We start from the raw sequence: 22,725 nt of genomic DNA, 5'->3' as shown, positions 1-22,725 counted from the left end.
CGCCGACGACGGAGGTCATCCCATGTGCGGGTAGGTGTGCTCACGCGGCGGCACGAAGGTGGTCTTCAGCGTGCGCGGCGAGGTCCAGCGCAGCAGGTTCAGCACCGAACCCGCCTTGTCGTTGGTACCGCTCTGCCGGGCACCGCCGAAGGGCTGCTGGCCGACGACGGAGCCGGTCGGCTTGTCGTTGACGTAGAAGTTTCCGGCCGTGAAGCGCAACCGCTCGGTGGCCTGCGCCACGGCGTACGGGTCGTCGGCGATCAGTGCGCCGGTCAGCGCGTAGGGAGCCGTCTCGTCGACCAGGTCCAGTGTGCGGTCCCAGTCCCCGTCGTCGTAGACGTGCAGGGCGAGCACGGGCCCGAAGTACTCGCGGGAGAAGGCCTCGTGCGTCGGGTCCTGACCCGCCAGGAGGGTCGGCTCGACGAAGAAACCCTCGGCGTCGTCGGCCTTCCCTCCCGCCAGCACCTCCAGCGCGGGGTCCTGCGCCGCACCGCGCAGGACCGCCGACAGCCGGTCCCAGGCGCGCCGGTCGATGACCGCGCCGCCGAAGTGCCGCAGGTCGCTGACATCACCGTAGGACAGCGAACGCACCTGGTCGGCGAGCGAGTCGCGCAGCCCTGCCTCCCACAGCGAGCGTGGGACATACGCCCTCGAGGCCGCCGAGCACTTCTGGCCTTGGTACTCGAAAGCGCCTCGTACCAGAGCGACTTCGAGCGTACCGACGTCGGCGGAGGGGTGCGCGAGCACGAAGTCCTTGCCACCGGTCTCGCCGACCAGGCGCGGATAGCTCCGGTACGCCGGCAGGTTCGCGGCCACGGCCTGCCACAACTGCCGGAACGTCGCGGTCGACCCGGTGAAGTGGATGCCGGCCAGCTCCGGGTGCGGCACGGCGACCTCGGAGACCGCCGCCCCGTTGCCGGTGACCAGGTTGACGACGCCGGGCGGGAGCCCAGCCGCCTCGAGCAGCCGCATCGTGAAGTGCGCGGCGAGTTGCTGGGTGGGCGAGGGCTTCCAGACGACGGTGTTGCCCATCAGGGCGGGTGCCAGCGGCAGGTTGCCGGCGATGGCGGTGAAGTTGAACGGCGTGATCGCGAGGACGAACCCCTCGAGCGGCCGGTGGTCCATCCGGTTCCACACCCCGGGAGAGGACCTCGGCTGCTCCTCGAGCACCCGGCGGCCGAAGGACACGTTGAAGCGCAGGAAGTCGATCAGTTCGCAGGCACTGTCGACCTCGGCCTGCACGACCGTTTTGCTCTGGCCGAGCATCGTGGCGGCGTTCAGGGTGTCGCGCCACGGCCCGGCCAGCAGCTCGGCGGCGCGCAGCAGGACGGCGGCCCGGTCGTCGTAGGACGTCGCGCGCCAGGCCGGTGCGGCAGCCAGCGCGGCGTCGACGGCGGACCGGACATCGGCCGGTGTCGCCTCGCGGGTGGTGCCGAGGACGGCGGCGTGCCGGTGCGGCTGCACGACGTCGATCGGCGTCCCGCCGCCGACGCGCTGCTCGCCGTCGACGGTCATCGTCAGGTCGACCGGGGTGCTGCCCAGCTCCTTCAGCCGCGCCTGGAGCGACGCCCGCTCCGAGCTGCCGGGGGCGTACGTCCGGACCGGCTCGTTGAGCGGCGGCGGTACGAAGCTGACGACGTCCACGACGGCCATGCTGTCACGGCCCGGGCTAGCGTCACAGTGTGCGCCACGCCCTGCTCCGGGCCTCGTGAGCCCCTCCCGACGGCTGCTGCAGGCGGTCGCGCTGGTGCTCGTGATCCTCGGCGGGACGGCGCTGCTCGCCCGGCTGCCGGCGGGCAGCGTCCCACTGCCGCCGCTGGGACATGCGCCGCAGGACCGGCCCGGCCCGGTGCTGCTGGTACCGGGCTACGGCGGTGCGACCAGCGCGCTCGAGGTGCTGGCCACCTCGCTGCGCGAAACCGGGCGGGAGGCCACCGTCGTGCGGCTGCCCGGCGACGGCACCGGCGACCTGCGGGCGTCGGCGCAGGTGCTGCAGGTGGCGGCCGACGCGGCGCTCGCCGCCGGCGCCCCGTCTGTGGACGTGATCGGCTACAGTGCAGGCGGAATCGTCGCGCGGCTGTGGGTCCGCGAGGCCGCCCACAGCGCCCGCCGGGTGATCACGCTGGGCTCTCCCCACCACGGCACCGAGCTCGCCGCGGTCGGCGCCGCCTTCGCACCCGGCTCCTGCCCGCCGGCCTGCCGGCAGCTGGTGCCAGGCAGTGACCTGCTCGACGACCTGAGCACCGGGGACGAGACGCCTCCGGGGCCGCAGTGGCTGTCGGTCTGGACCATCCAGGACGAGGTCGTGACGCCCCCCGAGTCCGCCCGCCTCGACGGTGCGGTCAACGTCGCTCTGCAGGACCTGTGTCCCGGTTCGGAGGTCACGCACGGCACGCTGCCGACCGGGCCGGTCGTGCAGGCACTGGTCCTGCAAGCGCTCTCGGTCGACGACGTCGCGGCGCCGCAGAGCTGCCCCATGGGCTGAGCGCACAGCCCTCAGCCCAGCTCGAGCAGCGGGCCGATCTCCTGGGTGGCGTACCACTGCAGCTCGTGGCCGTCGGCCTGCTCGACGACGAACGCCGCGTCCTCGCTGCCGAGGTCGGCCTCGACCAGCGCCTCGGCGGCCGCCCGCACGTCGGGCTCGGCGTCCGAGCCGTCCACATGGACCGCCTGCACCAGCCGCAGCGGCACCGGTTCGAGCACCCGCACGGCGGCCCGGTCGACGTCCGGCACCGGCTCGGTCGCACCGACCTCGGCAACGAGGACCACCCGCCGCGGGGGCAGCTCCGGCGACAGCAGCAGGGCGCGGTCCAGCAGCCGGACCGACGCCCGCGCCGCGAGCATCAGCACGGCGTACTCGAGCTCCTCCTCGTCACCCTCGGCGTACCACTCGCGCAGCGCGCCCGTGACGGCATAGCCCGGCAGCGGCGGCTCCCCGAGCGATCCCGCCTCGAGCAGCGTGCGCAGCCCGTGCAGCGTGGACGGCAGGTAGACCCGCGTCACGGCGCCGACGCACCGACCAGCACGGCGAGCGATTCCTCGATCAGCCCGGCCAGCACGTCGATGTCGGGTATCGCGTCGCGGTCGGCGTTCAGCCCGTAGTAGACCCTTCCGTCGTAGGAGTTCAGCCCTATCGAAACGGCCTGCCCCTTGGCCAGCGGCACGACCGGGTACATCTCGAGCATCCGCGCTCCCGCGGCGTACAACGGAAACTGCGGGCCCGGCACGTTGGTGACCACCAGGTTGAACAGCCGCCGGGTGAAGCTGGAGGCGACGCGGGCGCCGAGCGCATGCAGCGTCGGCGGCGCGAAACCCGACAGCTGCACGATCGCCGCGGCCCCGACTGACTGGCCGGACGCCTTGTGGCCCCGCATCGCGAACGACACCTGGTGCAGCCGCATGACCGCGTTGCCCTCGCCGACCGGCAATTCCACGAAGTACGAGGACACCTGGTTGCCGACCGGCCCCCCCTGGCCCTCCGGCCGCACCGACACCGGAACCATCGCGCGAATGGTCGTGGCCGGCGTGACCGCCTCGCCGCGGGTCATCAGCCACGCCCTCAGCGCGCCGGCGACCGTGGCGAGCACGACGTCGTTGACGGTGCCGCCGTGCACCTTACGGACCCGCTTGTAGTCGTCCAGGTCGGTGCGCGCCATCCCGAAGCGGCGCTGCTCGCCGATGCGCACGTTGAGCGGCGAGTCCGGTGCCGGCCGCATGATCGTCCCGACCGAGGAGAGCATGCCGCCCGCGAGGCCGGCGACCTTGCCGGCCGTCGCACGGACGTCCACGGCGGCGACCCGTGCGGTGTCCATCACCTGGGTGGGGCGCTTCACCAGATCGGTCACCGCCCCGACCATGAGCGCTGCGGCGCCGGGCTCACGACGGGGCGACCAGTCGTCCTCGGGAACCTCACGCGGCTCCGGCGTGAGGTCCAGGATCACTGTGCCGATGTCGACCGCCGAGACACCGTCCACCATCGCGTGATGGGTCTTGGTGACGACGCCGACCCGGCCGCCCTGCAGCCCCTCGACGAGGTAGATCTCCCACAGCGGCCGGTGGCGATCGAGCTGGCGGCTCTGCAGCCGGCCGACCAGCTCGCGCAGTTGCGCGTTCGTACCCGGCTTGGGCAGCGCGCTGCGGCGGACGTGGTAGGTGACGTCGAAATCCTCGTCGTCCACCCAGACGGGGTTGGCGAGCCGACCAGGGATCAGCCGCACCTTCTGGCGGTAGCGGGGCACGAGCGCGATCCGCTGGCTGATCAGCTCTACCAGGCGGTCGTAGTCGAAGCCCGCCTCCGGCGGCTCGAAGACCGCGACACCGCCGACATGCATGGCGGTGGTCGGCGTCTCCATGTAGAGGAAGGAGACGTCGAGCGGACTGAGCCGTTCGGCCATCGAAACTCCGATCCTGGTGCGCGTCATGGTCACACAGCCCTGGCCCGGTGCTGCAGCCCTCCCTGCACGCGGGGACACTGGGCCTCTCCGCACCTGAACGAGAAGGGCGCCACGTGGACTTCGAGCACTCGGCCAAGGCCCAGGACTACCTGGGTCGCCTGCAGGACTTCATGGATGCCTCGGTCTTCCCGGCCGAGCAGGCCTACGAGCAGTACCGCCACGAGAAGGGGCCGGCGGACCACACCCTCCCGCCGGTCGTCGAGGAGCTGAAGGCGCAGGCCCGCTCGCGGGGCCTGTGGAACCTTTTCCTGCCGGACGTGTCGGGCCTGACCAACGTCGAGTACGCCGCACTCGCCGAGCTGACCGGCTGGTCGGTGCACATCGCCCCGGAGGCGATCAACTGCGACGCGCCGAACACCGGCAACATGGAGGTGCTGCACATGTTCGGCACCCCGGCGCAGAAGTCGCAGTGGCTCCAGCCCCTGATGGAGGGGCAGATCCGCTCCGCCTTCGCCATGACCGAACCCGACGTCGCCTCCTCCGACGCCACCAACATCTCGACCAGGATCGAGCGGGACGGTGACGACTACGTCATCAACGGCCGCAAGTGGTGGATCACCGGCGCCGCCGACCCGCGCTGCCGGATCCTCATCGTCATGGGCAAGACCGACCCGAACGAGTCGCCGCACCGCCAGCAGTCGATGGTTCTCGTCCCGATCGACACGCCCGGCCTGGAGAACGTCCGGCCGCTGCCCGTCTTCGGCTACCAGGACCAGCACGGTCACAGCGAGCTGCGCTTCACCGACGTCCGCGTCCCCGCGAGCAACCTGATCGCCGGTGAGGGCGACGGATTCATGATCGCTCAGGCTCGCCTCGGCCCGGGGCGCATCCACCACTGCATGCGCTCCATCGGTGCGGCCGAGCGGGCCTTGAAGCTGATGTGCGAGCGGGCGGCGTCACGGGTCGCCTTCGGGCAGGAGATCGCCCGCCAGGGGGTGGTGCGCGAGGCGATCGCCGAGTCGCGGATGCAGATCGACCAGGCCCGCCTGATGACCTTGAAGACCGCCTGGATGATCGACAGGTACGGCGCGAAGGGCGCCCGCTCGGAGATCGCCGCCATCAAGGTGATCGCCCCGCGGGTGGCGCTGGACGTCCTCGACCGCGCCATCCAGATCCACGGCGCCGGCGGGGTCAGCGACGACTTCCCGCTGGCCCGGATGTGGGCCGGCATGCGGACCCTGCGGATCGCCGACGGCCCGGACGCGGTGCACCTGCGCACGGTGGCCCGGCAGGAGCTCGGGAAGTACGCGTCGCGCTGACAGAGCTCGGGGGTGACTAGATGACGCCGGTCTCGCGCAGGGTCCTGAGCTGCTCCGGCGCCACACCGGCGAGCTCGACGAGCACCTCGTCGGTGTGCGCTCCCAGGTCCGGTCCGACTCCGCGCGTGCTCCCGGGTGAGCTGCTGAGCTTCGGCACCACGCCGGGGAAGGCCACCTCACGGACGTCGCCGGGCTCGATCTCGACCTGATGGCGCACGAGCATGTCCCGCGCGGCGTAGTGCGGGTCCTGGAGGATGTCCGCCGCGTCGTAGATCGGGCCGACCGGCACCCTGGCGTCCTCCAGCACCCGCACGACGGTGTCGAGGTCGTGCCGTCGCGTCCACGACGAAATGGCCTCGTCGATCGTGTCGCGATGCCCGACCCGGCCGACGTTGTCGGCCAGCCGAGGATCGTCGGCGAGATCGGGCCGCCCGACGGCGGTCATCAGGCGACCGTAGATCGCGTCGCCGTTACCGCCGATCACGACCCAGCCGTCACCCGCGACCGGGTAGGTGTTCGACGGGACGATGCCGGGCAGTGCCGCGCCGGTACGCCGTCGCACGACGCCGTACCCGTCGTACTCGGGCACCAGGTCCTCCAGGACGCCGAACACCGCCTCGTGGAGCGCGACGTCGACCGTCTCCGGCGGCGCCACGCCGGCTGTCCTCTCCCGCTTCAGCAGCGCCATGAGCACCCCCACGGCGGCGTAGAGCCCGGCGAGCGAGTCACCGAGGCTGACGCCGACGCGGACCGGCGGGCGGTCCGGGTCTCCGGTGAGGTTGCGCAGCCCACCGATCGACTCCGCGACGCTGGCGAAGCCGGGCCGCTCGCGATACGGACCGCTCTGGCCATAGCCGCTGATCCTGGCCAGCACGAGGTCGGGCCGTACGGCGTACAGCGCCTCCGGGCCCAGGCCCCACCTCTCGAGCGTGCCCGGGCGGAAGTTCTCCAGCACGACGTCGCTGCGCGCGACGAGCGCCAGCGCCAGCTCCCGCCCCTTGGCCTGGCGCAGGTCGAGCGTCACCGAACGTTTGCCGCGGCCCATGGTCCGGAACAGCAGCGAGGTGTCGCCGGTTGTCCGCCGCCAGCTGCGCAACTCGTCGCCGGTCCGGGGCCGCTCGACCTTGACGACGTCGGCACCGAACTCCGCGAACAGTCGCCCGGCCATCGGTGCGGCGATGAAGCTGCCGAGCTCCAGCACGCGGATCCCGGTGAGCGGACCCGCCGCCGGTCCGTTGGCCGCTCCGGGCGCTGATTCGCTCACTGCTCGACCCGCTCGCCGGCAGCGGTCCCGGCCCCGCCGCCGGCGTTCCGGGCGATCACGCCTGCTCCTTCACCGCGATGGCCGAGACGACGCGAGAGCTTGGCGGCTGCGCCGGTCACCTCCTGGGCGTGCGCCGGGACCAGGTCCGGGCCGAACCGCTGGACCGGAGCAGCGATGCCGAGGACCGCAACCAGTGAACCGGTGTGATCGAAGACGGGAGCACTCAGCGACGCTGCACCGACCGAACGCTCCTCGTACGACACGGCATGTCCGTCTCGTCGCACCGCGTCCACCGCCTGCTGCAGCTGCCCACGCCCGGTCAGTGTGTGCTCGGTGAACGCAGGAAGCCGGGCCGCGGGCAGCGCCTCGGCCGCCGTCGGGTCAAAGGCGAGGAACACCCTGCCTGCCGAGCCGGCGTGCAGCGGGAGCACCTGGCCGACCCGCAGGATGTGCACGACAGCGTGCGAGGTCTGCTCGACCGCGACGCAGATGTGGTGCCCGCCCTGCCGGACGAACAGGCACACACTCTCCCCTGTGGCGTCACGCAACGCGGCGAGCACCGGCGCGGCGGTGGCGACCAGGTCCAGGGCCTCGGTGGCCGTGCCCGCCCACGCGAGCAGGGCCAGTCCCGGGCGGTACTTGTCGTCCTGACGGTCCAGGAACCCCTCGTCCACCAACGCCTGGAGCAGCCTCAGACAGGTTGTCGGGGGCAGGCCGGTACGACGCTGGACCTCGCGCGCAGTCAGCTCGGGCACGGCGGGTGTGAAGGCGTCGAGCACGGCGCGGGCCTTGCGCAGCACGAGCACGGGCTTGCGGCCGTGCGGCTCGGCGGACGCGGCTCGCCCCGGGCCGACCGCGCTCGGCCGAGAGGGTGCAGCCGGACCTGGCATCGTGGTTTCGCTCTCCCCCATGAGCTCGTCGGACATCATTCATGAATCCGCATCGTGGACGCGATATCCACGTGGTGGATCACTGTGACACAGATCCGTGACCGCGGCAACAGGTCGGGAGATCTGGTCATGGGCCGGTGTCCCGACCCGGCCCGGGCACGATCTGCGCCCCAGGTGTTGCGTGAGACGCGTGACAGGATGGCCGCCCGGTCGGCGCCGTAGGGGGGTGCTGGCCACGATCGTGAGGCGTGGCGAGTGGGCGAGACGTTGACGGTGAAGCTGCTCGGCAGTCATCTGGTGGCCGGTGAGCTGGTCGCGGGCCAGGACATCACGGTGTCGGTGGACCAGGTACTCGTCGAGGACGCGACCGGGACGATGACGGCGATGCAGTTCGAACTGCTGGGTGACGTCATGGACGTGGCCGTCCCGCTCGCGGTGATGTACGTGGATCACAACGTGCTGCAGATCGATGACAAGAACATGCAGGACCACCGCTACCTGTGGACGTTCTCCGAACGCTACGGCATGCGCTTCTCGCCGCCGGGACACGGCATTTCGCACTACATCCACCTGGAGCGGTTCGCCCGACCAGGGCAGCTGCTGGTCGGGGCCGACTCGCACACCACGACGGCGGGTGCGGTCGGCATGTTCGCGACCGGAGCGGGTGGCCTGGAGGTCGCCGTGGCGATGGCCGGCTACGGGTTCGAGCTGCCCTGCCCACGAGTCATCGGGGTGGAGCTGATCGGGCGGCTGAGCGAGGGAGTCGAGGCCAAGGACGTGGTCCTCGAGCTGCTGCGCCGCTACGGGGTGCGAGGTGGCCGCGGGGCGGTGTTCGAGTTCTTCGGCGACGGTGTGCCGGGCATCTCGACCGCGGGACGGGCCACGATCTGCAACATGGTCATGGAGACCGGCGCGACGACGGGAGTGTTCCCCTCGGACGACGAGACCCGGCGGTGGCTGGCCGCGCAGGGGCGGGAGGACGCGTGGCACCCGCTGGCAGCCGATCCCGGCGCCAGCTACGACGCGGTCGAGCGTATTGACCTGTCCTCGCTGGAGCCGCTGGTAGCCCTACCGCCGTCTCCGGGCAACGTCGTCCCGGTCGCCGAGGCCGCCGGCATCGAGCTCGTGCAGGTGTGCGTCGGGTCTCGGTCAACAGCTCCTACGAGGACCTGGCCACCGTCGCAGCCGTGCTGCGCGGCCACACGGTGGCGCCCGGCATCCAGCTGACCGTCACGCCTGGATCACGGCAGATCCTGGACACGATCGTGCGATCGGGGGTGTACGAGGACCTGATGGAGGCTGGCGCGCGGATGCTCGAACCGGTCTGCGGCCCGTGCGTGGGCATCGGGCAGGCACCGCTCAAGGGTGCGGCGTCGCTGCGCACCTTCAACCGCAACTTCCCGGGCCGCAGCGGGACCGCTGAGGACTGCGTGTACCTGTGTTCGCCGTCGACAGCGGCGGCCAGCGCGCTGACCGGTGTGCTGACCGACCCGCGCCGTGCCGACCGCCCCCCGCTGCGACCGGCGGCCGAGCCGGATGTGACCGTGCACGACCGGCACATCACCACACCCAAGCCGCTGCAGGAGCGGCGGGCGGTCGTCGTCGAGCGGGGCCCGAACCTGGTTCCCCCACCGCGCTCCGGTCCACTGCCCGAGAACCTTGACGCACGGGTCCTGGTCGTGGTCGGCGACGACATCTCCACCGGCGACATGGCCCCGGACGGGGCGATCGCCATGTCGGTGTGGTCCAACATCGAGGAATGCGCCCGATTCATGTTCCGGCGACTGGACCCTGGCTTCCACGACCGGGCGCTGCAGTGGGGCGGCGGCATCATCGTCGGTGGCCACAACTACGGGCAGGGTTCGTCCCGGGAGCACGCCGCGCTGGCGCCGTTGCACCTGGGTGTCCGGGCGATCGTCGCCGGCAGCTACGCCCGGATCCACCGGCGCAACCTCATCTCGGTCGGCGTCGTCCCACTCGTACTGGCCGACGAGATGGGCCGGGCCCAGGCCCGGGTGGGCCAACGCTGGCAGATCTCCGGTCTGACGGCTGCACTGGCCGGCCAGGAGTCGGTGCGGGCGCAGGTCGAGGGGGTGGGCGAGGTCGAGCTCGAGCTCCAGCTGTCACCGGGCGAGCGCGACGTGCTGCGCGCCGGCGGACTGCTGGCGACCGTGCGGCAAGGCGGGAGGCTGCCGATCGGCGTTCCGGCCGTCCCGGCTGGCGTGGCCGGCGACCTCCGGTGATGCGCCGGACGGCGCTGTTGCGCTCTGCGGTCATGCTGCTTCGCCCGGCGGATAGCCGGGGGGCGGCCGCTGTGGCTACCGTGGCCCCTCGACGAGGCCCAACGAAGGTGCTCTGCACCTCACTGCAGTAGAGGAAAGAGTCGATGAACTCCAGCCAGCTCGAGGAATTCAAGCTCTTCATCAACGGTCGAGCCGTCGATGCGCTGTCCGGTAAGGCGTTCGAATCCCAGAATCCCTACCTGGGGAAGCCCTGGGCCCGGATCGCCGACGGCTCCCCCGAAGACATCGACCATGCCGTCGCCGCCGCCCGCGCCGCCTTCGACGGCGAGTGGGGCCAGAAGACCGGTTTCGAGCGCGCCGCCATCATGCGGGCCTGCGGCGACGGCATCGCGGCCAACGCCGAGCGGCTGGCCCGTCTCGAGGTGCAGGACTCCGGGAAGCTCCTACGGGAGATGCTCGGACAGCTGAAGGCCCTGCCGCAGTGGTACTACTACTTCGCCGGTCTGGCAGACAAGATCGAGGGCCGGACCGTGCCGCCGGTCAACCCGAACTACTTCGCCTACACCCGCAGAGAGCCGGTCGGCGTCGTCGGGGCCATCACGCCCTGGAACTCGCCGCTGCTGCTGCTCACGTTCAAGCTCGCGCCGCTGCTCGCCGCCGGCAACACCTGCGTCGCCAAGCCCTCGGAACACTCGCCTGCCTCGACGGTCGCCTTCGCCCAGGTGCTCTTCGAGGCCGGGCTGCCCGCCGGGGTGCTCAACGTCGTGACCGGCTGGGACCGGTCCACCGGCGAACGGCTGGCTGCTCACCCCGGGGTGGACAAGGTGGCCTTCACCGGCTCCACGGCCACCGGGATCAAGGTGGCGCAGGCGGCGGCCGCCAATGTCAACAGGGTCACGCTGGAGCTGGGCGGAAAGAGCCCGCAGATCGTCTTTCCGGACGCGGACCTGGACGCCGCCGCGAACGGCCTGGTCGCCGGTGTCTTCGCCGCGACGGGGCAGACCTGCATGGCGGGTTCCCGCCTCATCGTGCACGCCGACATCCATGACGCACTGGTGGAGAAGATCGTGGCGCGGGCCAACACCATCAAGCTCGGTGACCCGACCGATCCGGAGACCGAGATGGGGCCGGTCGCCAACCAGCCGCAGTACGAGAAGGTGCTGGGCTACCTGCAGAGCGCCAAGGACGAAGGAGGGAGCTTCGCCTGCGGCGGGGAGGCCGCCCCCGAGAGCGGTGACCTTTTCGTCAAGCCCACTGTGGTCACCAACGTGACGCTGGACAGCACCGTTGTCCGAGAGGAGATCTTCGGCCCGGTCCTGGCCGCCATCACTTTCACGTCCGAGGACGAGGCGTTGAAGCTGGCCAACGACACGCCCTACGGACTGGCCGGCGCCGTCTGGACCAAGGACGTGCACCGGGCGCACCGGGTCGCCGCCAAGCTCCGCGCCGGAACCGTCTGGATAAACGCGTACCGGGTGGTGGCACCCAACATGCCTTTCGGGGGATTCGGGCACAGCGGGCTCGGTCGCGAGAACGGCATCGACTCACTCAACGAATACACCGAGGCCAAGTCCGTCTTCGTGGAGTTGACCGGTGGCACCCGGGACCCGTTCCAGCTCGGGTGATCCCGGCTGGAGGAGAGCCGGAGGACGGTCCCGTTCCCCCTGGAGCCGGCCACCTGCCAATCCGTACGCCGGGCGATCTCCGACAGAAGTCTGCAGTGGGCGGTCATCGGCTCGCGTTGCGCGGCTGTCGTCTGCGACCGCCACGACCGTAGCGTCTGGCTGGACGTGACGCGCGACGCAGCGCCTGGTCCCTGTACCGGGGGAGTTCGCGCGCGGCACCGGCCAGCCCCCACCACTTCCGAGGAGAACCGCTGTGACCATCACCCAGTCCGCGAATGAGCGTCTCGGTCTCGCCCCGACGGAGCCGCGTCCGCCGTCGGAGTCCCAGCCCCTGGTGGACCGCCGGCAGACCAACCCGCTGCTCAACGACCAGAAGATGAAGCTTGGGCTGTTCGGTACCAACTGCTCCTACGGACTGGTGATGAGCCACGCACCGAGTAGTTATGAGGTCACCTGGGACCACACGCTCGAGATCGCTCGTCGCGCAGATGACCTCGGTTTGGAGGCCCTGGTGCCGATCGCCCGCTGGAAAGGCTTCGGTGGCAGCACGAACTTCAACGGCAACTGCTTCGAGACCTACACCTGGGCGGCGGGCGTCGCACAGGCCACCGAGCGGATCGCGATCGCCTCGACCAGCCACCTGCCGACCGTGCACCCGATCGTGGCTGCCAAGGCGGCCACGACGATCGACCACATCTCGCGCGGTCGGTTCGCGCTCAACCTGGTGATGGGCTGGGTGACGCCCGAGATGGAGATGTTCGGCCGCGAGCAGCGCGAGCACGACGAGCGCTACGCCTTCGGCCAGGAGTGGCTGGACTTCGCCATGCAGCTGTGGCGGGAGGAGGGCCCCTTCGATGTCAACGGCACGTACTTCCACGGGCTCGACGTCGAGGCCTATCCCAAGCCGCACCAGGCTCCGCGGCCGGTCCTGCTCAACGCCGGGAATTCGGCGGCAGGCGTCGAGTTCTCCGCCCGAAACGTGGACATCAACTTCGCGTCGTTGGCCACGCTGGACGACATCGCCGCGTACACCTCCACCATCAAGGAGAAGGCCCGCCGTGAGCACGACCGGGAGATCCAGGTGATGACCTACGGGCTCGTGATCGCACGGGACACCGAGAAGGAGGCCAAGGAGTTCCACCAGCGGGTCATCGACGACGGTGACTGGGGAGCCGCCGGCAACGTCATCAAGATCGCCAGTTCCGGGGCGAGCCAGTCCTTCGACCACGCGGTCAAGGAGATGCAGACCCGGTTCATCGCCGGCTGGGGCGGCTATCCGATCGTCGGCACGCCGGACCAGGTGACGGAGGAGTTCGTCAAGCTGCAGGAAGCCGGGATGGACGGCATGATCATGGGGCTGGTGGACTTCAACGAGGAGCTGAAGTATTTCGGCTCCGAGGTCATGCCGCGCATGGTGCAGGCAGGCGTCCGGCACGACTGACACCGACGGCACAGGCACCCGGGACGCCGGGTGCCACCGGACGCCGCCGAGCCGCCCCTGGTAGCTGCGCAGGACGGACAGTCCCGGGCAGCGCGCGGATAGACCGGTGGGCGAAGGGTTCCTAGTTTCGTCGTCGTGTCCACAGACGACCTCGCCCCTGCGGCCCTGACCGGTGTGCGCGTGCTCGAGCTCGGCTCGATCATCGCCGGCCCCTTCTGCGGGCGACTGCTCGCCGACCACGGGGCAGACGTCATCAAGGTGGAGGCGCCGGGTTCGCCGGACCCCCTGCGCGAATGGGGTCAGGCCGAGCAGGACGGTCACCACTTCTTCTGGACGGTGCATGCGCGCAACAAACGCTGTGTCACGCTGGACCTGCGCTGCGCCGAGGGCCGAGACCTGTTCCTGCGCCTCGTCGACACGGCCGACGTTCTCCTGGAGAGTTTCCGCCCCGGCACTCTGGAGAAGTGGGGCCTGGACCCGAAGCTGCTCGGTGAGCGCAATCCGCAGCTGGTCGTGGCTCGAGTGTCGGGCTACGGGCAGACCGGCCCGGATTCCCGGCGTCCCGGGTACGCGTCGGTGGCCGAGGCGGTGAGCGGCATGCGCTACCTCAACGGCTACCCGGGAGGCCCTCCGCCGCGACCGGCGTTGTCGATCGGGGACTCGCTGGCCGGCATGTTCGCCGCCCAAGGGGTGCTGATGGCGCTGCTCGCCCGCGACCGCCGAGGCGACGGCAGGGGCCAGGTGGTCGACGTGGCGCTCACCGAGTCCTGCCTGGCCCTCATGGAGTCGAGCATCCCGGACTACGACCGCGGCGGGATCGTGCGCGAGCCCTCGGGCACCCGGCTCACGGGGATCGCACCGTCCAACCTGTACCAGTCTGCGGACGGGCGCTGGGTGGTCATCGCCGCCAACCAGAACAGCGTCTTCAGCCGGCTGTGCACCGCGATGGGCCGTCCTGAGCTGGTCGATGACCCCCGTTTCCACTCGCACACGGCGCGCGGCCGCCACCAGGACGAGATCGACGACATCGTCGCTGACTGGGCGCGACAGCACGACTCCGACACCCTCACCCGGATCCTCGAGGACGCCGGCGTGGTCGTCGGTCCGGTGAACACCATCGCCGACGTGGTGCAGGATGGCCAGTTCCAGTCACGGGACATGCTCGTGCCGCACTTCGACGAGCGAGTAGGTGGCGACGTCCTGGGCCCGGGTGTGGTGCCGAAGCTGTCGGCCACGCCGGGCTCGGTCCGCTGGGCCGGTCGTCCCCGAGCGGGCGCGGACAACGCCGAGGTCTACGGCGAGCTGCTCGGGCTGGATGAGCGGGCCCTGGACGAGCTCGCCGCCATCGGCGTCATCTAGGCCTGGGCACCGGCGTCCTCCGGGCCCGGTCAGACCTCCCCGCCGGCTTGGTTGATCAACGCCCGCACCAGGCCCTTGACCTGGTCTCGATGCTGACAGACCAGCCGCTTGGCCTCGGTCACGTCCCCGGCCCGATACGCGCGGACCAGATCCGTGTGGTGGACAACATCGAACTCGCGCCACCACTGCCGGTCGGCCATCATCCGGTTCCAGAACGCCGGGATGCCCAGGCGTTCGTACAGCTCGTTCAGCGGGGCGCAGCCGGCGAGCGCGACCAGGTGCCGGTGGAAGGAGTGGGAGGTGTGGAGGAACGTCGCAAGATCCGGGGAGTTGCTGGTGACGATCTGCGCCAGCTCGGTGGCGAGCGCGTCCAGCAGGTCGAGCGCATCGCCGACTACCGTCCCGACCGTCTGTTCGACGACCCCCACCTGCACCGTGCACCTGGCATCGAACAGCTGCTCGGCGGCCGGCCCGGTGAGGGGCTCGACTGTGTAGCCGTCGACCTGCCGTGCAACGAGGTCGTCCGCACACAGCTTGGTCAGCGCGTAGAAGACCCGCTGGGCGTCCACCCCGAGGTCGGTGGCGAGCCTGCCCGGATCCAACGTCTGCCCGACGGGCAGCCTTCGTTCGATGACGCGGGTCCGCAGCTCACGGTAGGCGGCCTCGTCCAGCGCGCTCTCCAGCCGCCCGAAGCGTCCGCGGAAATACGTGAGGGGCGCTGCGTCGAAGCCGACAGCCTGTCCCACCCGCGCCAGAAAGACGGTGTGGGTACCGCCAGCCACGCTCTCCTGCACCTCGCACTCGAGGTGGGCCAGAGCGCCCTCGAGCAGCGGGACACCGGTCTGTCCCCCGCGCACGACCGGTACGCCGTCGAACTTGTCCTGCCCCTTCTTCGCGAACCGGTAGGCCAGCTCGCCCTGGCCCTCGGCGAGGATGTTGACTCCGAAGACACCCGACTCCAGGACGGCGGCCTGCGTTTCGCTGGTCTTGTTGAGGCAGATCAACAGCATCGGCGGGTCCATGGACAGTGAGGACACGGCGCTGGCGGTGGTGCCGTGGTCGACACCGTTCGAGGTCGTCGTGATGACGGTGACGCCGCTGGCGAAGCAGCCGATCACGTCCCGAAAGACCTCCTGTGCGAGGCTCGCCTGCGGGTGGGCGACTCCGGTCATCTCCTCTCCTTCCACTCTGCTGATCGGTGCGCTGTGGCGCACGCAACACCTGCTTGCCCCTTGACGCTAGGAGTTGTCGCAGCCCCCTTGCAGCTGGTCGGCCTCGTGCATGGGGTAGGTCACTGCGTCCTCCGGTCGTCAGGGCCGGAACGTGAACGGCCAGAGCGGTCGGTCGCGTTCTCGGTGGGAACTTCCCGCGGTCCTGGGAACGTAGGGAAGGTCACATCACCGGGCCTATCCCGTCAGCGACACCCGCTGTCCGCACCACGTCAGCGACCTCGTCAGGGCGATGGCGTCAGGGCGACAGCGGCGTCCGACGTGCACCGTCGAACCGATCCCGGCGAGGCACTCGGCAGGGACCCGGAGCCGGTGACGTCCAGCTCGTGCCCCATGCGCTCGCGTTTGGTCCGCAGGTACCGCACGTTGTGCGGCGTCTCGACCACCGGCAGCGCCACCCGTCCGACAACGGTGAGCCCGTAGCCTTCCAGACCGCCGAACTTGGCGGGATTGTTCGTGATGAGGCGCAGGCGGTTGATGCCCAGGTCTCCGAGTATCTGCGCGCCGACGCCATAGCTGCGCGAATCTGCCGGGAGGCCCTGCGCGGTGTTGGCGTCGACAGTGTCCAGCCCCTGCTCCTGCAGGGCATACGCGCGGATCTTGTGTCCCAGGCCGATACCCCGGCCTTCATGCCCCCTCAGGTAAACGACTGCGCCGCAGCCCTCGGCAGCGACGGCTCGCAGTGCCTGTTCCAACTGCCCGCCGCAGTCGCAGCGCAGCGAGCCGAGGATGTCGCCGGTCAGGCACTCGCTGTGGACACGCACGAGCGCCCCGGCAACGGAACGGCCGGCCTCGGCGACATCTCCCATCACCAGGGCCAGGTGCTCGCTGCCGTCGAGCCTGGAGCGGTAGGCGACGGCGCGGAAGGCTCCGAAGGCGGTCGGCATCGCCGAGGTCGCCACCTGCTCCACCAAGCGCTCGGTGGCGCGCCGGTACCGGACGAGATCGGCGATCGCCAGGAGCGGAAGCCTGTGCTTCCGGGCGAAGGCAGCCACGCTCGCGCCGCTGGGCATGGTGCCGTCGTCTGCAGTGATCTCCGTGATGACACCGACGCCGGACAGGCCGGCCATGGTGGTCAGGTCGACAGCAGCCTCCGTGTGGCCGGCCCGGGCCAGGACCCCGCCGTTCCGCCCCCGGAGCGGGAAGACGTGTCCCGGCCGCCGGAGCTCCCCGGGTGAGGTAGCCGGATTCGCCAGGGCGCGGATGGTCGCCGCGCGGTCCACGGCGGAGACACCGGTCCCGGTGCCGACGTGGTCGACCGTCACGGTGAACGCCGTGCCGTGGGCATCGGTGTTCTCGGTGACCATCGGCGGGAGGCGCAGCTCGTCAGCACGCTGAGCGGACATCGGAGTACAGACGATCCCCGTCCCGTACCGCACCATGAAGGCCACCTGCTGGTCGGTGACCAGCTCGGCAGCGACGACCAGGTCGCCCTCGTCCTCGCGGTCGGCGTCGTCGACGACCACCACCATGCCGCCTGCCGCCAGCGCGGCGATCGCGTGCTGGACGGCCTCCGCGGGCGACCGTCGCCCCGTCATGTCCGGCCCCGGCCGGGCGTCCCGGCCGCAGGCCGAAACCCCTGACTCGCCTCGCCGGTGACCGCCCGGATCCGGGCGTCGAACTCAGCCGCCGTCATGAAACCTCCTCAGCGCAGCTGTGGCGCAAGCCACACCGCGACGCTAGAGAGCGGACGCGGCGCCCACTAGCCGCGCAGCGAACAACAGTGGCCGCGCAGCGCCGATCTCGGGCCGGTTGCCGCGCTCACTGGATAGTCGGCTGCACTCCTCGGCTGGAGGTGCCGCAGCGGCGCCGCTACGGTCATGCTGTGCCGGATGTCACAGCGAGCGCCACGGAGATGCTCGGCAGGCCGGGCGAGGCCGCGAGGACCGTCGCGACGCGGTTGCCCGGCGACCGCCCGCTCTCCCGCTTCCCCGTCCTGGGCACGAACAGCCTCGAGGAGGCGCGTGATGCGGTCACCCGCGTGTACCTACCGCACGACCTGACCGCCGCGCAGGACCGGGTCGACATGACGCTGAACGCCGTCTCCGACCACCACTTCACGCTGGGCTACCTGACCTACCACGCCTGGACCGAGCTGGTCATGCCGGCGACGGAGAACTGCTACCACATCAACCTCACCACTGCCGGACAGACGTACGCCGACCGGACCGACGGCGGACGGGAGCGCACCGTCGGCGACCAGAGCGGCGTCGTCCTGAGCCCGATCCAGCGCAACACGGTGCGGTGGCGTCCCGACGCGGAACAGCTCATCCTGAAGATTCCTCGGGCGAGCCTGGAGGGCCACCTCGGCGAACTGCTGGGACAGCCGGTCACCGACGTGCTCGACTTCGCTTTCGGTCTCGACCTCACCACCCCGACCGGTCGCAGCCTGCTCAGCTCGGTCCGGTTCCTGGCCGAGGAGCTCAACCGCCCCGGTGGCCTGGCCGAGATGCCGCTCGCGCGTGAACAGCTCGAGGCCTTCGTCATGACCCAGCTTCTCCACGCCGGCCGGCACCAGCACTCCGACACCCTGCTGTCGCCACCGGACACGGTACGTCTGGGTCGACTCGCTCCGGTGGTGGAGTACATGAAGGCGAACGCCGACGAGCCGCTGACGCCGCAGGAGCTGGCCCGGGTCGGCTGCATGAGCGTCCGGAGCCTGCATGCCTCCTTCCAGCAGGCGTTGGGCGAGAGCCCGATGAGCTACCTTCGGCGGCTGCGCCTGGACCACGTGCGCGCCGAGTTGCTCCGCAGCGACGCCGGCGAGGTGCGGGTCACCGATGTCGCGATGAAGTGGGGGTTCTTCCACCCGAGCAGGTTCGCGCAGCAGTACCGGGACCGCTTCGGCGAGCTGCCGAGCGCGACCCTGCGCAGCTGAGTCGACGCCCCGCGCCGCCTCCCGGGTACGGGCAGCAGGATCACATCAGGAGGCCACCATCTTGCAGGACCTGACGATCGTGGGTGTCGTGGCGAGTCCCCAGCCGGGAGGCCGGACCGCCACCGCCCTGTCTGCCATGCTCGCCGGGGCGGAAGCGGCAGGCGCCACGACACGCCTCGTCGAGCTGGCTGACGCCTCGCTCGAGGAGGTGACCGCCCTCATGGACGGCGCGGACGCCGTGGTGTTCGGCAGCCCGGTGTACCGGGCCAGCTACAGCGCACACCTCAAGCAGCTGCTCGAGCGTACCGAGCGCGGCAGGCACGGGGAGGGCACCGCACCGCTGCGCGGCAAGGCGACCGCGCTCGTCATGACCGGCGCGAGCGGGCACCACTTCCTCGCGACGGACGGGCTCCGGGCCGTGCTCGCCACCTTCTTCGCGGCGCAGACCCTGTCGCCCGCCCTCTACCTCGACCACAAGGACTTCACCGAGGACAAGGGCCTCGCCCCTGGGGCCGAGGAGCTCGCCCGGACGCACGGCACGGCACTGGTCGACCTGACCGCCGCAGTACGTACGTCGGTCTCGCTGCGAGGGCTGGAACCGCTGGTGTGACCTGGCGTCAGCGGCTTCCGACCAGCTCCGGCAGCCAGGTGACCAGACCGGGAAAGGCGAAGAACATCGCGATCGTGGCGAGCTCGAGCGCGAAGAACCACGACGCGCCACGGAATGCCTGCGACACGGTCACCCCTTCGCACGAACCGGCGACGACGTAGGGGTTGAGCCCGACCGGCGGGGTGATCAGCGCCAGCTCCACCATCTTGACGATGAGGATGCCGTACCAGATCCCGTCGTACCCCAGCGCCATCACTACGGGGTAGGTGAGCGGGACGCCGATGAGCAGCATCGAGATCGGATCCAGGAACATGCCGAGCGGCACGAAGGCGAGCAGCAGCACCGCCACCACCAGCCACGCCGGCAGCGTCAGCCCAGTCGCCCACGTGGTGAAGGTCGCCGGAATGCCGGCCGTGACGATGAAGAGCGTGAAGATGGCCGAACCGATGAGGAGCGCGAACACCATGCTGGTCAGGCTGATGGCCTCACCGAAGGCGCTGGACACCGTGCGCCAGATGCCCGGCCGCTCCCGCCAGGCGTCATAGAGCAGGAACAGCAGAGCGAGCGAGGCGCCCACGGCGGCGGCCTCACTGGTGGTCATCACCCCCAGGTAGATGCCGCCCATGACGACGAGGAAGAGCACGACGATGCGGGACAGGCTGAGCAACTGGGCGAGGCCCAGACGGGGCACGACCGCAACGGCCGTCGAGCCGCTACCGGAGCTGGCTCGGACGTCGGCCGGCGACGAATCATGCTCGGTCACCGCGCCGCTCCGGCCACGCCGGTGCGTCCGGCCGCCGACACTCGGGTTCACGAGCACGCGACCGACGATCGCCACCGAGTAGAACGCTGCGGTGACCAGGCCGGGCACGATCCCGGCTATCAGCAACAGGCCGATCGACTCCCCGGTGATGATGCCGTACAGCACCAGCGCGATGCTGGGCGGGATCATCACGCCCAGCGTGCCCGCCGCGCCGACGATCCCGGCCGCGAAGGACGTCTGGTAGCCCTCCGACTTCATCTCGCGGACGGCGATCGGTCCCACCGACGCCACGGTCGCGACGCTGGAACCGCTGATCGCCCCGAAGCCGGCACAACTGGCGATGGTGGCGATGCCCAGCCCGCCGGGCACCTTGCGCAGCAGCGGCTTCGCCGCCGCGAAGGCGTCCTCGGCGAGGCTTCCGTGCTTGGCGAACACGCCCATCGCGATGAACAGCGGGATCACGACCAGCACGTACCGGGAAGGTGTCTGGTAAGGCAGTCGCCCGAGGGTCCCCTCGGCGAAGCTGAACCCGCGGAGCAGGAACAAGCCCAGGGCGCCGCTGGCGAGCAGACCGATAGCGACGGGCACGCGGCACGCAAGAAAGGCCAACAGCACCACGAAGGCGATGACGGTGGCTGCGATCGGGTCCATGTTGTTTTCTCTGTCGCTTTCTCAGTGGTGGTTCTGGCGGCGGGCGGCCACGGTCACAGCGCCTTCTCGTCCGCATGCAGTGGCGGCGGCTCCAGGTCGGCAGCCCTGCCCGACCGCCCGCGAAGCTCGAGGAACAGCCGCACCAGGTGGACGGCGATGACGCCGACCAGGGCCGCCAGGCTGGCCGCGATCGCGACACGCGCCGGCCATACCGGAGCGCTCACCGTCCCGAACCGGTACTCGCCGCGCGCGACCGACACGACCGCCTGCTCGTAGCTCGCCCAGGTCATCCAGATCAGGAACACCAGGGCCACGGACATGCCCACCAGTTCCAGACCGGCGGCCGTCCGCCGGGGCAGCCGGCTGGTGAGGAGGTCGACCGTCACGTGCCCGTCCTTCTGCTGCGTGCGGGCCAGACTGAGGAAGGCCAGCATCACCAGGGCGACCTCCCCGTACTCGATGGAGCCGGGAATTCCACGTCCGGTGAGGGCACGGACGACGACGTCGACAGCCGCGCTGAGGATCAGGTACAGCAGCATCGCACCGGCGAGCACGTTCATCGTGATGGCGATGCCGCTCAAGGCCCGCTGGACAACTCTGGTCATCGTGGGTCGGTCCTCTCGGCCGATGTGGTGAGGCGGCGACTGCGCGGAGACGAGGACGGGAGCGCCTCGCCGCGCTCCCGTCCTCGCCGTGCCCGCAGATCGATGATGGCTACTGCTTACGGCTGGCGCACGCCTCGGCGCCCGGCTCGTAGTCCACCTCGGACGCGATCCTGTCGTGCTCGGCCAGGAACTGCTCGCGGAACTCCTCCACCACCTGCTGGTCGACACCCTGCTTCTTGGTGTTCCCGAGCCACGTCTCGAGCGAGACGTTCTTGACGCGCTTCTCGAGCTCGTCCCGCTGCGCATCACTGAACCGGGTCACCGTGCCGCCGTTCTGCAGGATGTGGTCGCACGTCTCGGTCTGCTGCTGGGTGTACAGGTCGAGGGCCTGCTCGAACATGAACTCCTCCGCGACCTCGGTCAGGACCTTCTGGACATCCTCGGGCAGCTTGGACCAGGTCTGCTGACTCATGGCGATCGGCGCCTGCGCGTAGTGGCCGATACGCAGGTCGAGCGTGTACGGCGCGACATCCGTCACGCCGGCGTCGACGATGGAGCGGTCGAACGAGAAGGGGGCGTATCCGTCGACGACCCCACGCTGTATCGCCTCGTAGAGCTCCTCGGTCGGGATGGCGACCGTTTCCACCCCCAGCTCGCTCATGGCCGGAGCGACGAAACCGACCGTCCGGAGACGGAGACCCTTCAGCTTGTCGATGCTGTCCATGGGCTTCTTGGTTCCCATCACGCCGCCCGACCACGGCTGGAAGATGATCGGCCGGACGCCGTGCTCCTCCCACTCCGACTGAAACGCCTCGTTGCTCTTCCACAGCTCGTAGAAGGCGCCTGCCTGACCCAGCGGGTGGTCGGTCTGGAACGGGACACCGGCGATGCTGAACAACGGCAGCTCGGCGGGGAAGAAGGCCGAACCGAGCCAGCCGACGTCGACCCGCCCGTCACCGAGCGCGGCGAAGGTCTCCTGCACGCCGAACATGGACCCGGCGTAGTGCCGCTCGAACGTCACCTGCCCGTCGGTGCGCTTCTCGACCTCGTCGGCCCACCAGTCGAAACCGTAGTTGAGCCCACCTTTCGGGAGCGGGCTGGCATACGCCAGCTTGACAGACCGTCCGTCACCGGACTGCCCACCCGTGCCCCCGCCACAGGCGGCAGCCAGCAGCGGCAGGACCGCCAGAGCCGCCGTCCACCGCACCCGTGGGAGCCGGCCCTTAGAGCTCTTGCTACCCGGCATGTTGTCCCCTCTCCAAGGGATCGATGTCGTGAGACGTGTCGCGGGGCGTAGGCCGCTGCACAGTCGCGAGCGGGCTACACCCCGTCTTCCTCAGCTACGAGTCGCATCCACTCAGTGGACTCGACATCCGCAGCGTGGAGCAGGCTACACACGTGGTGTGACCTGCGCAATACCGAAGACCTGGCCGCGACCACCGTCCGCCCTGGAC

19 protein-coding genes are annotated in these 22,725 nt (G+C 70.3%); 9 read left to right on the top strand and 10 right to left on the bottom strand.

Features of this window, described 5'->3' with window-relative positions; all coding sequences use genetic code 11:
* Window positions 1–15: 15 nt before the first annotated feature.
* Entirely contained in the window at window positions 16–1,644 is a 1,629-nt protein-coding gene (pruA, locus tag WD794_12345) for an L-glutamate gamma-semialdehyde dehydrogenase (GenBank protein MEX2291100.1), read from the bottom strand.
* Between the two features lie 64 nt (window positions 1,645–1,708).
* Here pruA and WD794_12340 point away from each other — a divergent pair, with 64 nt between their 5' ends.
* Entirely contained in the window at window positions 1,709–2,485 is a 777-nt protein-coding gene (locus WD794_12340) for a lipase (GenBank protein MEX2291099.1), read from the top strand.
* An 11-nt stretch (window positions 2,486–2,496) separates the two neighbouring features.
* Here the strand turns inward: WD794_12340 and WD794_12335 are convergent, their stop codons facing one another.
* Together WD794_12335 and WD794_12330 are read right to left on the bottom strand one after the other, a co-directional pair.
* Window positions 2,497–3,003, bottom strand: a complete 507-nt coding sequence (locus tag WD794_12335; protein ID MEX2291098.1) for a hypothetical protein — start codon at window positions 3,001–3,003, stop codon at window positions 2,497–2,499.
* Entirely contained in the window at window positions 3,000–4,394 is a 1,395-nt protein-coding gene (locus tag WD794_12330; protein MEX2291097.1) for a wax ester/triacylglycerol synthase family O-acyltransferase, read from the bottom strand. Before WD794_12330 ends, WD794_12335 begins: the two co-directional genes overlap by 4 nt.
* Window positions 4,395–4,507: 113 nt before the next feature.
* Here WD794_12330 and WD794_12325 point away from each other — a divergent pair, with 113 nt between their 5' ends.
* Window positions 4,508–5,713 carry an acyl-CoA dehydrogenase family protein gene (locus WD794_12325; GenBank protein MEX2291096.1) on the top strand — a complete coding sequence of 402 codons (1,206 nt, stop codon included), beginning with the start codon at window positions 4,508–4,510 and terminating at the stop codon, window positions 5,711–5,713.
* Window positions 5,714–5,729: 16 nt separating this feature from the next.
* On the opposite strand, the gene WD794_12320 is transcribed toward WD794_12325, so the two are convergent.
* Both WD794_12320 and WD794_12315 read right to left on the bottom strand, forming a co-directional pair.
* Window positions 5,730–6,977: a CaiB/BaiF CoA-transferase family protein gene (locus WD794_12320; GenBank protein MEX2291095.1), complete on the bottom strand. Its 1,248-nt coding sequence runs from the start codon at window positions 6,975–6,977 to the stop codon at window positions 5,730–5,732.
* Window positions 6,974–7,903, bottom strand: a complete 930-nt coding sequence (locus tag WD794_12315; GenBank protein MEX2291094.1) for an IclR family transcriptional regulator — start codon at window positions 7,901–7,903, stop codon at window positions 6,974–6,976. Before WD794_12315 ends, WD794_12320 begins: the two co-directional genes overlap by 4 nt.
* A 219-nt stretch (window positions 7,904–8,122) precedes the next feature.
* Here WD794_12315 and WD794_12310 point away from each other — a divergent pair, with 219 nt between their 5' ends.
* The 5 genes from WD794_12310 to WD794_12290 all read left to right on the top strand — a co-directional run bounded on the left by WD794_12310 (window position 8,123) and on the right by WD794_12290 (window position 14,535).
* The gene (locus WD794_12310) at window positions 8,123–9,094 is read left to right on the top strand and encodes an aconitase family protein (GenBank protein MEX2291093.1); all 972 of its coding nucleotides are present in this window, start codon (window positions 8,123–8,125) and stop codon (window positions 9,092–9,094) included.
* Window positions 9,001–10,110: an aconitase family protein gene (locus WD794_12305; GenBank protein MEX2291092.1), complete on the top strand. Its 1,110-nt coding sequence runs from the start codon at window positions 9,001–9,003 to the stop codon at window positions 10,108–10,110. Before WD794_12310 ends, WD794_12305 begins: the two co-directional genes overlap by 94 nt.
* 143 nt (window positions 10,111–10,253) lie before the next feature.
* Window positions 10,254–11,735 (top strand): aldehyde dehydrogenase, encoded by a 1,482-nt coding sequence (locus WD794_12300; GenBank protein MEX2291091.1) that lies wholly within the window; start codon window positions 10,254–10,256, stop codon window positions 11,733–11,735.
* 253 nt (window positions 11,736–11,988) lie between these two features.
* A complete protein-coding gene (locus WD794_12295) occupies window positions 11,989–13,176 on the top strand; it encodes an LLM class flavin-dependent oxidoreductase (GenBank protein MEX2291090.1) in 1,188 nt (395 codons plus the stop codon).
* 135 nt (window positions 13,177–13,311) lie between these two features.
* On the top strand, window positions 13,312–14,535 hold the full coding sequence (locus tag WD794_12290; protein ID MEX2291089.1) for a CaiB/BaiF CoA-transferase family protein: 1,224 nt from the start codon (window positions 13,312–13,314) through the stop codon (window positions 14,533–14,535).
* Window positions 14,536–14,564: 29 nt separating this feature from the next.
* Here the strand turns inward: WD794_12290 and WD794_12285 are convergent, their stop codons facing one another.
* Window positions 14,565–15,707, bottom strand: a complete 1,143-nt coding sequence (locus WD794_12285; protein MEX2291088.1) for a flavin reductase — start codon at window positions 15,705–15,707, stop codon at window positions 14,565–14,567.
* Window positions 15,708–15,988: 281 nt separating this feature from the next.
* Window positions 15,989–17,302, bottom strand: a complete 1,314-nt coding sequence (locus tag WD794_12280) for a bifunctional 3,4-dihydroxy-2-butanone-4-phosphate synthase/GTP cyclohydrolase II (protein MEX2291087.1) — start codon at window positions 17,300–17,302, stop codon at window positions 15,989–15,991.
* 287 nt (window positions 17,303–17,589) lie between these two features.
* On the opposite strand from WD794_12280, the gene WD794_12275 reads away from it, so the two are divergent.
* Window positions 17,590–18,642 carry an AraC family transcriptional regulator gene (locus WD794_12275; protein ID MEX2291086.1) on the top strand — a complete coding sequence of 351 codons (1,053 nt, stop codon included), beginning with the start codon at window positions 17,590–17,592 and terminating at the stop codon, window positions 18,640–18,642.
* Window positions 18,643–18,703: 61 nt separating this feature from the next.
* Window positions 18,704–19,252: an NAD(P)H-dependent oxidoreductase gene (locus tag WD794_12270; GenBank protein ID MEX2291085.1), complete on the top strand. Its 549-nt coding sequence runs from the start codon at window positions 18,704–18,706 to the stop codon at window positions 19,250–19,252.
* A gap of 7 nt (window positions 19,253–19,259) precedes the next feature.
* Here the strand turns inward: WD794_12270 and WD794_12265 are convergent, their stop codons facing one another.
* The 3 genes from WD794_12265 to WD794_12255 all read right to left on the bottom strand — a co-directional run bounded on the left by WD794_12265 (window position 19,260) and on the right by WD794_12255 (window position 22,517).
* Window positions 19,260–20,666 carry a TRAP transporter large permease gene (locus tag WD794_12265; protein ID MEX2291084.1) on the bottom strand — a complete coding sequence of 469 codons (1,407 nt, stop codon included), beginning with the start codon at window positions 20,664–20,666 and terminating at the stop codon, window positions 19,260–19,262.
* 53 nt (window positions 20,667–20,719) lie between these two features.
* A complete protein-coding gene (locus WD794_12260) occupies window positions 20,720–21,271 on the bottom strand; it encodes a TRAP transporter small permease (GenBank protein ID MEX2291083.1) in 552 nt (183 codons plus the stop codon).
* A 109-nt stretch (window positions 21,272–21,380) separates the two neighbouring features.
* Window positions 21,381–22,517 (bottom strand): C4-dicarboxylate TRAP transporter substrate-binding protein, encoded by a 1,137-nt coding sequence (locus WD794_12255; protein MEX2291082.1) that lies wholly within the window; start codon window positions 22,515–22,517, stop codon window positions 21,381–21,383.
* Between the last annotated feature and the right edge of the window lie 208 nt (window positions 22,518–22,725).

The sequence above is a fragment of the Mycobacteriales bacterium genome (genome assembly GCA_040902655.1).
GTDB lineage: Bacteria > Actinomycetota > Actinomycetes > Mycobacteriales > SCTD01 > SCTD01.
This window is presented reverse-complemented; position numbering and strand designations above follow the sequence as displayed.

Coding starts and splice junctions, on each gene's coding strand:
- WD794_12315 (MEX2291094.1), bottom strand. CDS start 7,903: ATGTCCGACGAGCTCATGGGGGAGAGCGAAACCACGATGCCAGGTCCG.
- WD794_12285 (MEX2291088.1), bottom strand. CDS start 15,707: ATGACCGGAGTCGCCCACCCGCAGGCGAGCCTCGCACAGGAGGTCTTT.
- WD794_12265 (MEX2291084.1), bottom strand. CDS start 20,666: ATGGACCCGATCGCAGCCACCGTCATCGCCTTCGTGGTGCTGTTGGCC.
- WD794_12280 (MEX2291087.1), bottom strand. CDS start 17,302: ATGACGGGGCGACGGTCGCCCGCGGAGGCCGTCCAGCACGCGATCGCC.
- WD794_12260 (MEX2291083.1), bottom strand. CDS start 21,271: ATGACCAGAGTTGTCCAGCGGGCCTTGAGCGGCATCGCCATCACGATG.
- WD794_12255 (MEX2291082.1), bottom strand. CDS start 22,517: ATGCCGGGTAGCAAGAGCTCTAAGGGCCGGCTCCCACGGGTGCGGTGG.
- WD794_12300 (MEX2291091.1), top strand. CDS start 10,254: ATGAACTCCAGCCAGCTCGAGGAATTCAAGCTCTTCATCAACGGTCGA.
- WD794_12330 (MEX2291097.1), bottom strand. CDS start 4,394: ATGGCCGAACGGCTCAGTCCGCTCGACGTCTCCTTCCTCTACATGGAG.